At 73.0% G+C, this 13224-nt stretch carries 13 protein-coding genes; 5 read left to right on the forward strand and 8 right to left on the reverse strand.

Annotation, left to right across the window (positions count from 1 at the left end; translation table 11 throughout):
- Nucleotides 1–97: 97 nt before the first annotated feature.
- Entirely contained in the window at nucleotides 98–2125 is a 2028-nt protein-coding gene (locus tag ACZ7GX_RS24240) for a glycosyltransferase (RefSeq protein ID WP_498779748.1), read from the reverse strand.
- A complete protein-coding gene (locus tag ACZ7GX_RS24245) occupies nucleotides 2122–2748 on the reverse strand; it encodes a DUF998 domain-containing protein (protein ID WP_498779750.1) in 627 nt (208 codons plus the stop codon). Before ACZ7GX_RS24245 ends, ACZ7GX_RS24240 begins: the two co-directional genes overlap by 4 nt.
- Before the next feature lie 136 nt (nucleotides 2749–2884).
- On the opposite strand from ACZ7GX_RS24245, the gene ACZ7GX_RS24250 reads away from it, so the two are divergent.
- The 3 genes from ACZ7GX_RS24250 to ACZ7GX_RS24260 all read left to right on the forward strand — a co-directional run bounded on the left by ACZ7GX_RS24250 (nucleotide 2885) and on the right by ACZ7GX_RS24260 (nucleotide 5608).
- Complete coding sequence (locus ACZ7GX_RS24250; RefSeq protein ID WP_498779752.1) at nucleotides 2885–3823, forward strand: ABC transporter ATP-binding protein; 939 nt, start codon at nucleotides 2885–2887, stop codon at nucleotides 3821–3823.
- Nucleotides 3824–3888: 65 nt separating this feature from the next.
- Nucleotides 3889–4608: an ABC transporter permease gene (locus ACZ7GX_RS24255; RefSeq protein ID WP_498779884.1), complete on the forward strand. Its 720-nt coding sequence runs from the start codon at nucleotides 3889–3891 to the stop codon at nucleotides 4606–4608.
- Nucleotides 4609–4654: 46 nt separating this feature from the next.
- A complete protein-coding gene (locus ACZ7GX_RS24260) occupies nucleotides 4655–5608 on the forward strand; it encodes a COX15/CtaA family protein (protein ID WP_498779754.1) in 954 nt (317 codons plus the stop codon).
- Here ACZ7GX_RS24260 and ACZ7GX_RS24265 read toward each other — a convergent pair.
- The 4 genes from ACZ7GX_RS24265 to ACZ7GX_RS24280 all read right to left on the reverse strand — a co-directional run bounded on the left by ACZ7GX_RS24265 (nucleotide 5545) and on the right by ACZ7GX_RS24280 (nucleotide 9696).
- The gene (locus ACZ7GX_RS24265) at nucleotides 5545–6009 is read right to left on the reverse strand and encodes a GbsR/MarR family transcriptional regulator (protein WP_230569132.1); all 465 of its coding nucleotides are present in this window, start codon (nucleotides 6007–6009) and stop codon (nucleotides 5545–5547) included. The genes ACZ7GX_RS24260 and ACZ7GX_RS24265 overlap by 64 nt on opposite strands.
- 135 nt (nucleotides 6010–6144) lie before the next feature.
- A complete protein-coding gene (locus ACZ7GX_RS24270) occupies nucleotides 6145–6675 on the reverse strand; it encodes a DUF742 domain-containing protein (RefSeq protein ID WP_498779757.1) in 531 nt (176 codons plus the stop codon).
- Nucleotides 6676–6682: 7 nt separating this feature from the next.
- Entirely contained in the window at nucleotides 6683–7126 is a 444-nt protein-coding gene (locus ACZ7GX_RS24275) for a roadblock/LC7 domain-containing protein (RefSeq protein ID WP_498779759.1), read from the reverse strand.
- Entirely contained in the window at nucleotides 7123–9696 is a 2574-nt protein-coding gene (locus ACZ7GX_RS24280; protein WP_498779760.1) for a nitrate- and nitrite sensing domain-containing protein, read from the reverse strand. Before ACZ7GX_RS24280 ends, ACZ7GX_RS24275 begins: the two co-directional genes overlap by 4 nt.
- Before the next feature lie 420 nt (nucleotides 9697–10116).
- Here ACZ7GX_RS24280 and ACZ7GX_RS24285 point away from each other — a divergent pair, with 420 nt between their 5' ends.
- Both ACZ7GX_RS24285 and ACZ7GX_RS24290 read left to right on the forward strand, forming a co-directional pair.
- Entirely contained in the window at nucleotides 10117–10443 is a 327-nt protein-coding gene (locus ACZ7GX_RS24285; RefSeq protein ID WP_498779762.1) for a DUF485 domain-containing protein, read from the forward strand.
- Nucleotides 10443–12017 (forward strand): monocarboxylic acid transporter, encoded by a 1575-nt coding sequence (locus ACZ7GX_RS24290; RefSeq protein WP_498779764.1) that lies wholly within the window; start codon nucleotides 10443–10445, stop codon nucleotides 12015–12017. The genes ACZ7GX_RS24285 and ACZ7GX_RS24290 overlap by 1 nt, the downstream gene beginning before the upstream one ends.
- 68 nt (nucleotides 12018–12085) lie before the next feature.
- Here ACZ7GX_RS24290 and ACZ7GX_RS24295 read toward each other — a convergent pair whose 3' ends face one another.
- Together ACZ7GX_RS24295 and ACZ7GX_RS24300 are read right to left on the reverse strand one after the other, a co-directional pair.
- On the reverse strand, nucleotides 12086–12937 hold the full coding sequence (locus ACZ7GX_RS24295) for an ATP-grasp domain-containing protein (RefSeq protein WP_498779766.1): 852 nt from the start codon (nucleotides 12935–12937) through the stop codon (nucleotides 12086–12088).
- The gene (locus tag ACZ7GX_RS24300; protein ID WP_498779768.1) at nucleotides 12934–13221 is read right to left on the reverse strand and encodes a hypothetical protein; all 288 of its coding nucleotides are present in this window, start codon (nucleotides 13219–13221) and stop codon (nucleotides 12934–12936) included. Before ACZ7GX_RS24300 ends, ACZ7GX_RS24295 begins: the two co-directional genes overlap by 4 nt.
- Nucleotides 13222–13224 lie beyond the last annotated feature (3 nt).

Raw genomic sequence — 13224 nt, forward strand, 5'->3', positions numbered from 1 at the left:
ACCCCCCCCCCCCCCCCCCCCACCCCCCCCCCCCCCCCCCTCCCCCCCTCCCCCCCCCCCCCCCCCCCCCCCCCCCCTTGGGTCCGGGAGGTTCGGCTCACGCGGCCAGGGCGGGGGTGCGGGTCGGGGTGGGGAGGCCGAGGGCGCGGGCGTAGAGGGACTCGAAGGTCTCCAGGGTGGTGTCGATGGCGTGGGCGGCGATCAGGTCGCCGGACGCGGCGCCCATGCGGGCGGTCACGGCGGGGTCGACGGTGACGGCGTGCAGGCGGTCCGCCAGGCCGCGCACGTCGCCCGGCGTGAACAGCCAGCCGTTGCGCCCCGGCTTGCACAGGTGCGGCAACGCCATCGCGTCCGCCACCACGACCGGCTTGCCCGCGGCCATCGCCTCCATCGTCGCCAGGCTCTGCAGCTCGGCGATGCCCGGCATGCAGAACACGTCGGCCGCGGCGTAGGCGTCGAGCAGCTCGTCCTCGCTCACGAAGCCGCGGAAGCGGACGCGGTCGGAGATGCCCAGGTCACGCGCCAGCAGCTCCCACTCGGCACGGCACGAGCCGTCACCGACGATCTCGGCGTGCAACCGGGGCACGAGCGCCAACGCCCGCAGCAGCTCGTCGACCCGCTTCTCCTCGTCCAGCCGACCCACGAACAGCACGGTCGGCGCGTCGGTGTGCCGCACGGGCAGCCGCCCCCGGTACCGGTCGATGTCGATGCCGCACGACACCGGCACCGCGCGCTCGGGGAAACCGTTGTCGTGCAGCAGCTGCACGGCGCGCGGCGTCGGCGCGGTCACCACGTCGGCGAGGCCGAAGACCCGCCCCAGGTCGCGCCACGCCCACCGCGACGCCACGCCCTGCAACCACGCCGGCACGTGGGCGTGCCCGAACAGGTTCTCCGGCATGAAGTGGTTCGTCGCCACCGTCGGGATCCCCAGCGCCGCCGCCCGCCGCAGCACGTACCGCCCCACCACGAAGTGCGCCTGCACGTGCACCAGGTCCGGCCGCAGCTCCTCCAGCAGCACGCTGACGTCCTCGCGCACCTGCCACGGCAGCCCGATGCGGAACGTGCGGTGGAACGGCGTGCGGTGCGAGCGGACCCGGTGCACGGTGATCCCGTCGGCGCGCTCGGTGCGGGCCGCGCCGTCCGCCGACACGCAGATCACGTGCACGTCGTGGCCGCGGCCGGCGAGGCCGGTGGCGAGGCGGTGGGCGAACCGGGCCGCGCCGTTGACGTCCGGGGGGAACGTCTCCGCGGCGATCACGATCCGCATGGCGCGTCCGTTGGTCACTGTCGTCTCCGATCTGGTGGGAACTGCGGAAGTGGTTCGGGTGCGGGCCAGCGCGACGACGCCGCCGACGGCGATCGCGGCGCACGCGACCTGCGCGGCGCCGACGAGCGGGCTGGTCCGGGTCGCCTCTCCGAGCAGCCCCGCGCCGATGCCGACGGCCACGAGCGGGTCCACCACGGTGAGGCAGGCGACCGCCACGTGCGGCGGTCCGCTGGCGTAGGCGTGCTGGATGAACCAGCCGCCGACGACGAGGGCGGCGGCGATGCCCGCCGCCGAGAGCGCGGTCGACCACGCCAGACCGCCCTGCTGGACGTCCTGGGACACCGACCGCATGAGCACGGAGACGAAGCCGTAGGCGACACCGCCCGCCGCGCCGAAACCGAGGGCGCGCACCGCCGGCCGGGTCGACAGCACGCCGACCAGGCCCGGGACCGCGATCAGGCCGAGCGCCAGCAGCGCGGCCTTCACCTCGGCCTCCGGCACGACCGCGGTGGACGTGGCGGTGCCCGCGGCCAGGAGCACGAAGGCCCCTACGCCGAACGTGGTCCACGCGACGGCGGGCAGCTCACGCCGACGACCGTCGAGCACCGCGGTGATGCCGATCGCGACCACGCCGACCGGCTGCACCACGCTCAACGGCGCCATGCCCAGCGCCGCCGCGTGCACGCCGGCGCCCAGCACGAGCAGCACCAGGCCCAGCAGCCACCGCGGCCTGCGCAGCAGGTCCAGCACCCGCAACGCGGCGCCCCCGCTCGCCCGCACGGCGTCGTGCTGCAGGCGCGCGGCGAAGGCGAAGAACACCGCGCCCAGGACCGCGAGCAGGACGGCGAGCCACGTCATGACGTCTCCTCGCGGCGCAGGACGGCGGAGGCCAACGCGAACAGCAGCCCGTACAGCAACGCGAACAAAACGCGCTCGAAAAGCCCGAGCACGACCGCGCCACCACCCGGGTAGACCACCGAGACGTGGCTGAGCATGAATGCCACCGAGGTGATACCCGCGGCGATGGAAAAACGGCGCAGGGTGGTACTGGAGATGAACGTCCGGGAAATCAGCCACCCGGCCAGCGGCAGGCTCGCGAACATCACCGCGCCCGCGTACCGGTGCACCGCGCCGGAGAACGACGTGGGCGTGCCGGTCGGGTCGGTGGGGAACACCGTCACCACCGCCAACCCGGCCGACCACAGCCCCATCAGCACCGCCACCGGCCCCCGCCTGGGCAAACCGGACCGGACCAGGGCGACGAGCAGGCCGACCGACGCCGCCGCCAGCGTCAGCGAGGTGACCGCGAGGAGCCCGCTGCCGTTGTCCACGAAGATGTAGTCGCTGATCGTGTGGGCGATCGGGCTGAGCTCGCCGACCGACGCCACGTGCAGGTAAACAATCGGGAACAGCGACAGGACGAGTCCCACAACGGCCAGCGGCAACACCGCCGCCCGTCTTTTCCCCCGGATCTCCACCACGGGAAAATCTTCGCCCGGAATGGTGACCGAAGATATCGGGAACACCCCCGAGACGACCCTGAAGCCACCCGGAGAACCCTGGTAGGGCTGACCCCACCACCGGGCCGGGCCGGGCGACGCCCTAGGCTTCCGCGTCGTGAGCCCGCACCCCCCGCACCCTGCCGTGGAAGTGTCGGGGCTGGTCAAGCGCTACGGCTCCACCGTCGCGGTGAACGGACTCGACCTCACCCTGGACACCGGCACGGTCCTCGCGCTGCTCGGCCCCAACGGCGCCGGGAAGACGACGACCGTCGAGGTGTGCGAGGGGTTCCGGGCGGCCGACGGCGGCGAGGTCCGCGTCCTCGGGCTCGACCCGAAGCGCGACGGCGACCGGCTGCGCCCCCGCATCGGCGTGATGCCGCAGGGCGGCGGCGGCTACCCGGGCGTGCGGGCCGACGAGATGCTGCGCCTCGTGGCCGCGTGCGCCGCCAACCCCCTCGACCCCGCGTGGCTGCTCGACGTGCTCGGCCTGTCGTCCTCGGTGCGCACCCCGTACAAGCGGCTCTCCGGCGGGCAGCAGCAACGCCTGTCGCTGGCGTGCGCCCTGGTCGGACGGCCCGAGCTGGTGTTCCTGGACGAGCCGACCGCCGGCATGGACCCCCAAGCCCGCCGCCTGGTGTGGGAGCTCGTGTCGGCGCTGCGCGCGGACGGCGTCAGCGTGCTGCTGACCACGCACCTCATGGACGAGGCCGAAGCCCTCGCCGACCACGTCGTCATCGTCGACGCCGGCCGCGTCGTGGCCCAGGGCAGCCCGGCCGAGCTCACCGAGCACCACGCCGACGACCGGCAGCTCCGCTTCCGCGCCCGACCGGGGCTGGAGCTGACGCTGTTGCGCGACGCCCTGCCGGAGGGCCTCCAGGTGCGTGAGGCCAGCCGGGGCACCTACCTGGTGCAGGGCCACATCGACCCGCAGGTCCTCTCCACGGTCACCTCGTGGTGCGCGCAGCAGGGCGTGCTGGCCGAGGAGCTCACCGTGGCCAGGCGCAGCCTGGAGGACGTGTTCCTGGAGCTGACCGGCAGGGAGCTGCGCTCGTGACCGACTCGCCTTCGTTCGCGCCCGGCACGTTCACGCCCGCGCCCGGTCGCGGGAAGCTCGGCCGGATGCTGCTCGCCCAGGCCCGCACCGAGACCGTGCTCACCCTGCGCAACGGCGAGCAGATCCTGCTGACCGTGCTCATCCCGGCGGCGCTGCTGGTCGCGATGAGCCTCATGGACGTCATCCCGGTGCCCGACCCCCGGGTCGGCTCGGCCACCGCGCGCATCCTCGCGCTGGCCGTGATCTCCTCCGCGTTCACCGGGCAGGCGATCGCGCTGGGCTTCGACCGGCGCTACGGCGTGCTCAAGCGGCTCGCCGCGACCGCGCTCCCCCGCTGGCTGCTGGTCGCCGGACGGGTCGTCGCGGCGTTGGCCGTGGTCGCCGTGCAGGTCGTGATCATCGCCGTGATCGCGCTGCTGCTGGGCTGGCGGCTGCCGTCCGCGACCGGCCTGCTGTGGGCGGCCGTGCTGATCGTGCTCGGCACGCTGTCGTTCGGCGCGCTCGGCGTGCTGCTCGGCGGCGCGCTGCGGGCGGAGATCGTGCTCGCGCTGGCCAACATCGTGTGGTTCGTGCTGCTGCTCATCGGCGGCGTCGCGCTCGGCGTGGACAGCCTGCCGACGTGGCTGGCGACCGTCGTCGACGCGCTGCCGTCCGCCGCGCTCGCCCTCGCGCTGCACGACGCCGTGGTCGAGGGGACGGCGCCGAGCCCCGGTCACGTGGCCGTGCTGCTGGTCTGGGGCGTGGCCGCGGGCGCGCTGGCGACGAGGACCACGAAGCTCGGGTGACACCCCCGGGCGGCGGTTCTCAGCCAGTGGTACCTACCATCGGTTCGTGTCCGCCCCATCCTGGTTCACCACCTTCCTGAGCACGTTCCAGCGCGCGTTCGCCATCGCGGTCGTGATCGCCCAAGGCGGCATCGCGGTCACCGGGTCGATCGTGCGGGTGACCGGATCGGGCCTGGGCTGCCCCACCTGGCCGCAGTGCTTCGAAGGCAGCCTCGTGCCGGTCGAGCACCCCGAGGTGGCGTCGCTGCACCAGTGGGTCGAGTTCGGGAACCGCACGTTGACCGGCGTGGTCGGCGTCATCGCCGGGCTGTGCGTGCTGGCGGCGTGGTTCAACCGGCCGCGGCGCAAGCGGGTCGTGGTGCTGGCGCTGGTGCAGTTCGGCGGCGTCGTGCTGCAGGCCGTGATCGGCGGGTTCACCGTGCTCACGGGCCTGCTGTGGTGGACGGTGAGCGTGCACTTCCTGGTGTCGATGGCGCTGGTCTGGTTCGCCGTGCTGCTGGTCGCGGCGCTGGGCGAGGGCGACGAGCCCGCCCGGCCCCGCGTGCCGCGGGCGTTGCTGGCGTTGCAGGTCGTGCAGGCGGGCACGCTCGGCCTGCTGCTGCTGGCGGGCACCTTCGTCACCGCCGCCGGACCGCACGCGGGCGACGCGGCCACCCCGCGCCTGGACGTGTCGGTGGACACGTTGTCGCAGGTGCACGCCGACCTGCTGTTCCTGTTCCTCGGCATGCTGATCGCGTTGGGCTTCGCGCTGCGCGGCCACCCCGTGCCGCGGCGGCCGTACTACGCGCTCGTGGCCGTGGTGCTCGCGCAGGGCGCGCTGGGCATGGTCCAGTACTGGACCGGCGTGCCCGAGGTGCTCGTCTCGCTGCACGTGCTGGGCGCCGGCGCGGTCGTCGTCGCCACCGCCGCCCTGTGGGTGTCGACCCGCGAACGGCCTCAGCGCGAGGACGAGGGCCTGCGCTCCCAGACCGCGGGCAGCTCCGTGGCCAGCCACGTGTAGAGGTCGTCCACGGTCCGCAGCCGCACGGCGCGTTCCGGGTCGCCGCTCATCAGCCGCATCCCGGCCTCGGTCAGCTCGCGCACGCTCACCAGGGCGTCCAGCTTGCGCTGGATCAGGTCGACCCACCGCTTCTCGTTGATCCGGTACTGCGCCGCCTGCCTGCCGCGCCGCGTGCGCTTCGTCACCAGGCCGGCGTTGACCAGGAACTTCAGGTTGGTGCTGATCGAGCCGCTGCTCGCCTCCAGCTCCTGGGACAGCTCGGCGGCGGTCCGCTCCGTCGGCTGGCACACCAGCAGGTAGCCGAGGATGCGACCGCCGATCAGCGGGATGCCCTCCTCGGCGAAGTGCGCCGCGAACCGCTCGATCCACGCCGACAGCCGCGTTTCCCGTCCGACGCTCATCCGACCCCCTCGGCTCGACGACCGGTACTTCGGTCGACACTGAAGCCACGATAGGTCGTGTGCTGATCATCACGCAAAGGCGGCGCGCCGTCCGGGGCGTTCGACCCGGGGGTTCCGAGCGTTCGACGCGCGGGGTCAGAGGCGGCGGAGGCCGGCGAGGACGCGTTCCATCAGGCCCAGGTCGGGCGAGTCGCCGTCGGTGGACGCGGTGCGGTGGACGTCGATCAGGCCCCGTTCGGCCATGTCCCCGAGCAGCACCTTGGCCACGCCGAGCGGCAGGCGCAGCAGGGCGGCGACCTCAGCCACCGACCGCGGCCTGGCGACCAGGGCGATCACCTCGTGGTACTCGGCCTTCATGGCTCCCGGGTAGTCCCAGTCCACCGCCGACACCAGCGTCTCGATCTCCAGCTGGATCGACGACGTGGTCCGGCCGCCGGTCCACGAGTAGGCGCGGACGATCGAGGCCGCCTCCTCGCGCGGGTACTCGAACTCGTCCTCGTCGTCGTCGAAGACCGGCCGGTGGGGCTTGGTGTCCCCGGTCCCGGCCTGACGCGGCTCGGGCTTCGGCTGCTCCTGCTTGCGGCGGCGGGAGGAGTCGAGGCTGAACCCGTTGAGCAGGGCGGCGAACGTCTCGTCCGACGACCCGGTGTCCTCGTTCCGGTCCATGACCACCTCACGCAGACGGGCGGGCCATCATCCGCTTCGCGCCGTGGAGCTGGGCGCGCAGCTCCGGGGTCAGGAGCTGGCCGACCTGGTCCACGACCACGGTCATCTCGTAGGCGACCTGGCCGACATCGGCGTCCGGTGCGGCCAGCACCGCGAGGCACGAGCCGTCCCTGATGGACATCAGCAGCATGATCCCGTACTGCATCTCGATCACCGACCGCAACACGCCGCCGCCGTCGAAGCACCTCGCCGCCGACTCGGTCAGGCTCGCCACGCCCGCCGCGATCGCGGCCAACTGGTCGGCCCGGTCGTCGGGCAGCCCGGTGGACGCGGTCAGCAGCAGACCGTCCACCGAGATCACCACGGCGTGGGCCACCCCGGGCACGCGATCGGCGAAGTTGCTCACCAGCCAGCCGAACTGGTCGACCTGTCGCGACTTCTGCGTGCTCATCCGCTCTCCTGCCCAGCTCGATTCTCACCGGAACCCCGCACACCTTGCCGGATCCCGGTCTGGTAGCTGGCGAGGAAGCCGCGTGTCGCCTGCGGATCCCTCCGTACGGGTGCCACCGCGTCGGGCGCACTCGGCCGTTCGGCCACCAGATTGCTCCGCGGCTGCCTCTTGGGCAGTTCCGCCGGATTGTCGTTCACGGGCTTGTCGTTCACGGGCGCCTCCCCGCGCGCGTGGGTGTCCGCGGCCCGGTGCCGCGCTTGTTCCGCCGGTCCGGAGGGCGCCGCCGCGCCGCCGAACCAGGTCGAGGCCGTCCGCCGCGGCGCGGACGCCGGCGTGGCGGGCGGGGTGGCGGCCGGGGTGTCGACGGTGCGCCCGCGGAACGGGGTCCACCCGTCGTCCTTCAGCGGCACGACCGGTGGCAGCGCCGGCTGCGGCAGACCGGGCACCGCGGCCCGCGGCAGGACCGGCTGCGGGCCGGTCGACGGCGGCAGCGCCGGCTGCGGACCCGTGGCGCGAGGCAGGACGGGCTGCGGCAGGGCGGGCTGCGGGCCCGAGGAGCGAGGCAGCGCCGGCTGCGGCCCGGTGGACGGTGACGGCGCCGGGATGGACGGCTGCGGGGCCGGCGCGCGGGACGGCGTCGACCCGGTCGGGCGCACCAGCTCGGCGGGCAGCGCCACGACCGCGCGCAGCCCGTCGCCCTGCTCGCGCAGCGACACCTCGATGCCGTGCCGCCCGGCGAGCCTGCCGACCACGTACAGGCCGAGCTGGCGCGACACGGGCAGTTCGCCGGAGTCCTCCGACGCGGCCAGCGCGATCCGGCGGTTGGCCTGCGCCAGGTCCTCCTCCGACATGCCGACGCCGAGGTCGATCACGTCGACGAGCACGCCGCCGCCGGGCCGCGGCCGTCCGCCGACGACCACCTGGGTGCGCGGCGGCGAGAACGTGGTCGCGTTGTCCAGCAGCTCGGCGACCAGCCGCACCAGGTCGCCCGCGGCGTAGCCGACGACCTCCACCGACGGCGTGGTCTGCACGACGACCCGTTGGTACTGCTCGATCTCGGACGCGGCGGCGCGCAGCACGTCGCCCAGCGGCACCGGGCGGGTGAAGCGGCGGGCCACGTCGCTGCCCGACAGCACCATCAGGTTCTCGTTGTTGCGGCGCATCCGGGTGGCGAGGTTGTCCAGCTTGAACAGGTTCGCGAGCTGCTCGGGGTTCTCCTCCTGCCGCTCCAGCTCCTCCATGAGCTTGAGCTGCCGCTCCACCAGGCCCTGGCTGCGGCGGGACAGGTTGATGAACGCGTTGCGCATGCCGGTGCGCAGGTCGGCCTGCTCGGCCGCGGAGCTGACGGCCTGCCGGTGCACCGCGTCGAACGCGCGCGCCAGCTGGCCGAACTCCTCCCTGGTGTGCACGGGCACCGGCGTCACGCTCACGTCGTGCGCGGCGTTCTCCCGCAGCTGCGCCACCAGGGTGGGCAGGCGGTGCTCGGCGACGTCCAGCGCGGCGGTGCGCAGCGCGCGCAGGGAGCGCAGCAGGTAGCTGCCGACGACGTAGCCGACCGCGGCGGCGGCGAACATCGAGGCGAGCAGGATCACCGACGCCGCGCCGGCCCGGTCGCTGGTGGAGTCCTGCAACCGGCTCGCGGCGGCGGCCAGCTGGCCCTCCAGCGCGTGCAGCACCACGCCGAGCTGCCGGAGGGTGGCCTCCGAGCCGCGGTTCCAGTCGTCGGCCTTGACGAACAGCTCCACCGCGGTGGAGTTGGTGCGGACCTGCTGGAACAGGCTGTTGCGGAGGTCGACCTCCTGGCCGGACACGGTGCTGCGGTAGTCGGCCTGCTGCTGCGGGGTGGCGACGGCGGAGAAGTCGGCCAGCTTGTCCTGCTGGCGGGTGTAGGACTGCTCCAGCGCGACGTCCTCGGAGTCGAGCAGCCGCCCTCGGCTGATGCCGGCCAGCACCGTCGCGTGCTGCCAGGACACCTGCTCGCCCGCCATGGCGAGGTTGTGCAGCGCGGTCGCGGTGCCGGACAGCGCCGGGTCGCCGAAGTCGCCGACCATGGCCTGGTCGAAGTCGAGCAGGGCGCGCAGCACCACGGTGTAGCCGCCGACGGCGCCTTCCAGGTCGACGCTGCCCGCCACCACGCGTTCGCGCAGCTGCGGCAGGCCGTCGAGCTGGACGGTCACGTCGCGGAACCGGGCGTTGGCGACCTCGCCGAGGGTCGTGGTGCGCTCCATCAGGTTCCGCACGCCCGCGGCGGCGTTGTCGGTGGCGCGCGTCAGCTCCCGGAAGTCGGCCTCGGGCACGCCTTCGCCCTCGGCCCGCCGCGCCGACCGCGCCCGTTCCGCCTGCACGCCCGCGATCAGCGGGTCCATGCCGGCACGGAGCGTGACGACGCGCTGCATCGAGGCGTAGGTGTCGGCGCTCTTGACGTACCCGCGGATCTGCACCACGCCCGCGCCGACGGCGACGAGCACGGGCACCGCCAGCACGGCCGCGAGCTTGACCGGCAGACGCCAATTCCGCCAGTCCGCGACGGCGCTCCACCACTGCCCGCGCGCGATGTTGTCGCCAGTCACCAGACAAGCCCCGGAAAGTCCGTAGTTGTTTCGAAGTTGAACGACGTCGACGTATTGATGATCGACGACCGTGATGTTGCTGGGCGGATAGTAGGTGGTGAACAGGCGTGGGACAACGACCTTGCGGTAGGTCCTCATCCGATCGGCGCAGCGTGACCACGCCGGGCGACACGGACGCCAACCGAGACAACGGTCCGGCATCGACTGAGCAGCGGTGACACGACCGTTGGCGGCACGTCGTTGACTGGCGGCGCAACGCGGTTACGCTGAGCGCTCGCCGGCGGCCCGCGCATCCGCGCGCACGACGAGGCAAATCCCCGTGGAGGATTGATGACGAAGGCGATCCTGCCTCCGACGGATTCCAGACCCGCTCGCGGCGGGCGCGGCTTCGCCACTTTCGACGACCCGGGGTCATCCCTGTTGGTCGACGAAGCGGGCGACCCGGACTTCGTCGCGCTACAGGCGAGCGCTGATTTCCGCGAGCTCCGTCGGCGGACGGCGATCTTCGTGCTGCCGGCGACGTGCGGGTTCCTGCTGTGGTACCTGGGTTACGTCGCGCTGTCGGCGTACGCGCCGGACTTCATGGGCACGCCGGTGTGGGGCGTGATCAACGTGGGTCTGCTGTTCGGCCTGCTCCAGTTCGTCACCACGATCGCGCTGACGCTGGGCTACGCCCGCTACGCGCGGCGCAAGCTCGACCCGCAGGTCGACTCGGTGCGCGCGCTCACGGCGGAGGACCAGGGCTGATGGGCGGCAACACCGCGATCAACCTCGGCGTCTTCGGCGTCTTCGTGTTGATCACCCTCTACGTCGTGTACCGGGCGGGCAGCCGCAACGCCACCGCGTCGGACTACTACGCCGCGGGCAGCAGCTTCACCGGGCCGCAGAACGGCATCGCGCTGTCGGGCGACTTCCTGTCCGCCGCGTCGTTCCTCGGCATCTCCGGCAGCATCGCGGTCAACGGCTACGACGGGTTCCTCTACTCGATCGGCTGGGTCGTGTCCTGGCTGCTCGGCCTGATGATCATCGCCGAGCGGTTGCGCAACACCGGCCGGTTCACCCTGGGCGACGTGCTGGCGTTCCGGATGCGGCAACGCCCGGTGCGCGCCGCGGCGGCCAACGTGACCCTGGTGATCTCGCTGTTCTACATGATCGCGCAGATGGCAGGCGCGGGCGCGCTCATGGCGCTGCTGCTGGACGTGCACAGCAAGGTCGGGCAGTCGGTCATCATCGCGGTGGTCGGCATCGTCATGGTGCTGTACGTGCTGCTGGGCGGCATGAAGGGCACCACGTGGGTGCAGATCATCAAGGCCGTCTTCCTGATCATGTGCGTGACCCTGCTGACGGTGTTCCTGCTGGGCAAGTTCGGCTTCAGCCTGTCGGCGATCCTGGAGGCGGCGTCGCGGAACACGCCGCTCGGGCCGGAGGTGCTGGAACCGGGCGTGCGCTACGGCGCCACGCCGACCAGCCGGCTCGACTTCATCTCGCTGGCGCTGGCCCTGGTGCTCGGCACCGCGTCGCTGCCGCACGTGCTGATGCGGTTCTACACCGTGCCGAACGCCCGCGAGGCGCGCCGCTCGGTGGTGTGGGCGACGTGGATGATGGCCACGTTCTACCTGTGCACGCTGGTGATCGGCTTCGGCGCGCTGGCGCTGGTCGGCTCGAAGGAGATCGCGGCGGCGCCCGGCGGCGAGAACTCGGCCGCGCCCCTGCTGGCCTACGAGGTCGGCGGCGCGGTGCTGCTCGGCGTGGTGAGCGCGGTGGCGTTCGCGACGATCCTGGCGGTGGTGGCCGGTCTGACGTTGACGGCGTCGGCGTCGTTCGCGCACGACGTGTACGCGAACGTGATCAAGCGGGGCCAGGCCGACCCGAGGTCGGAGGTGCGGGTCGCCCGGTTGACGGCGGTCGTGGTCGGGCTGCTGGCGATCGTCGGCGGCATCGCGGCGAACGGGCAGAACGTGGCGTTCCTGGTGGCGCTGGCGTTCGCGCTGGCGGCGTCGGCGAACCTGTCGACGATCATCTACTCGATGTTCTGGAAGCGGTTCAACACGCCGGGGACGCTGTGGGCGGTCTACGGCGGGCTCGGGTCGTGCATCTTCCTGCTCGCCTTCTCCCCCGCCGTGTCCGGCGCGAAGTCGTCGATCTTCCCGGACGTCGACTTCGCCTGGTTCCCGCTGAGCAACCCGGGTCTGGTGTCGATCCCGTTCTCGTTCCTGTGCGGCTACCTCGGCACGGTCCTGAGCAAGGAGAAGGCCGACCCGGCCAAGCAGGCCGAGATGGAGGTCCGGTCGCTGACCGGCATCGGCTCCGGCCTGAAGTGAGACCTTCGCGGTGACGACGAACGCCGGGGCCCAGTGCCCCGGCGTTCGTCGTCGTCATAGGTCGAGAACTACCGCCGGGCGAGGGCCGCCCGGACCGCGGAGGCGAACCGGAGCGGGGCGGTGGCGTCGGTCTGGCGGAACCCGAGCGAGGGCTCGACCAGCTCCAGCTCCAGCAGCAGCGGCGCGCCGTCGACGCCCGGGACCAGGTCCACCCGCGAGTACAGGAGCTCGTCGCGGCGCAGGCCGATCAGCGCGGCGGCGGCGTCCATGACGTCCTCGGCGACCCGGCGCTGCGCGGGTGAGGGCGCCGCGCCGGACAGCCGTTCCACGATGTAGAGGCCGGACTCGTCGAACTCCGCGTCCGGCGTGAGCATGGCGCCCTTGGTGAACGCGTGCGAGTACTGCCCGCCCAGGAACACCATCGCGGTCTCGCCGACGGAGTCCACCCGCGACTGGTACGGCTGCACCAGCGCGGGCACGCCCAGCGCGTCCAGGTGCGCGGCCGCGGTCCCGTGGTCGCCGGCCGCGACCCGCAGCGCGCCGCGCGAACCGGCGCCGACGGTCGGCTTCACCACGAACTCGCCGTCCGGCCAGTCGGTGAAGCCCGGCCCGGCCACCGCCGTCGGCACGACCGGCACGCCGTGGCGCGCGAGCTCGACCAGGTAGGTCTTGTCGGTGTTCCACCGCACCACCGACGCCGGGTTCACCAGCGCGGGCTCGGCGTCGCACCAGGCCAGGAACTCCGGCAGCCGCTCGGGGTAGTCCCAGGTGGACCGCAGCACGACCAGGTCGGCCGACGTCGGCGCGCCCCACGCCGCCCACGACGCGTGCACGCCGACGTCGGCGAGGGCGTCCACCAGGGCGTCGTCGTCGCCGTCGCCGGCGGGCAGCGTGTCGCAGGTCGCGAAGAGGACCTTCACCGGCCGGCCATCTTGCGGCGGTGCGCCGGCCCGATCTTCACCGCGGCCGTCGTCTCGCGGTCCCATTCGTGCCGGTCCAGGTCGGCGACGGCCTCGACCAGCGCCTCCGCCGACGCCACGTCCGGCAGCACCACGTCGCCCATGGCGCCGTCGTCGCCGACCAGCACGACCCGCGCGCCGGCCCGCCCGACGTTCTGCACGACCGCGCGGGCCGGCTTCCCGTGCGCGGCCACGAACGCCGTCGCCGTCTTCACCGCGCGCCCGATCTTCTTGTCCTCAGCCACGTC

This window comes from Actinosynnema sp. NPDC037264, from assembly GCF_055603705.1.

Excerpts from the sequence above, each read along its gene's own strand:
- ACZ7GX_RS24240 (WP_498779748.1), bottom strand. The coding sequence starts at position 2,125 with ATGACGTGGCTCGCCGTCCTGCTCGCGGTCCTGGGCGCGGTGTTCTTC.
- ACZ7GX_RS24255 (WP_498779884.1), top strand. The coding sequence starts at position 3,889 with ATGCTGCTCGCCCAGGCCCGCACCGAGACCGTGCTCACCCTGCGCAAC.
- ACZ7GX_RS24265 (WP_230569132.1), bottom strand. The coding sequence starts at position 6,009 with ATGAGCGTCGGACGGGAAACGCGGCTGTCGGCGTGGATCGAGCGGTTC.
- ACZ7GX_RS24270 (WP_498779757.1), bottom strand. The coding sequence starts at position 6,675 with ATGGACCGGAACGAGGACACCGGGTCGTCGGACGAGACGTTCGCCGCC.
- ACZ7GX_RS24275 (WP_498779759.1), bottom strand. The coding sequence starts at position 7,126 with ATGAGCACGCAGAAGTCGCGACAGGTCGACCAGTTCGGCTGGCTGGTG.
- ACZ7GX_RS24290 (WP_498779764.1), top strand. The coding sequence starts at position 10,443 with ATGGGCGGCAACACCGCGATCAACCTCGGCGTCTTCGGCGTCTTCGTG.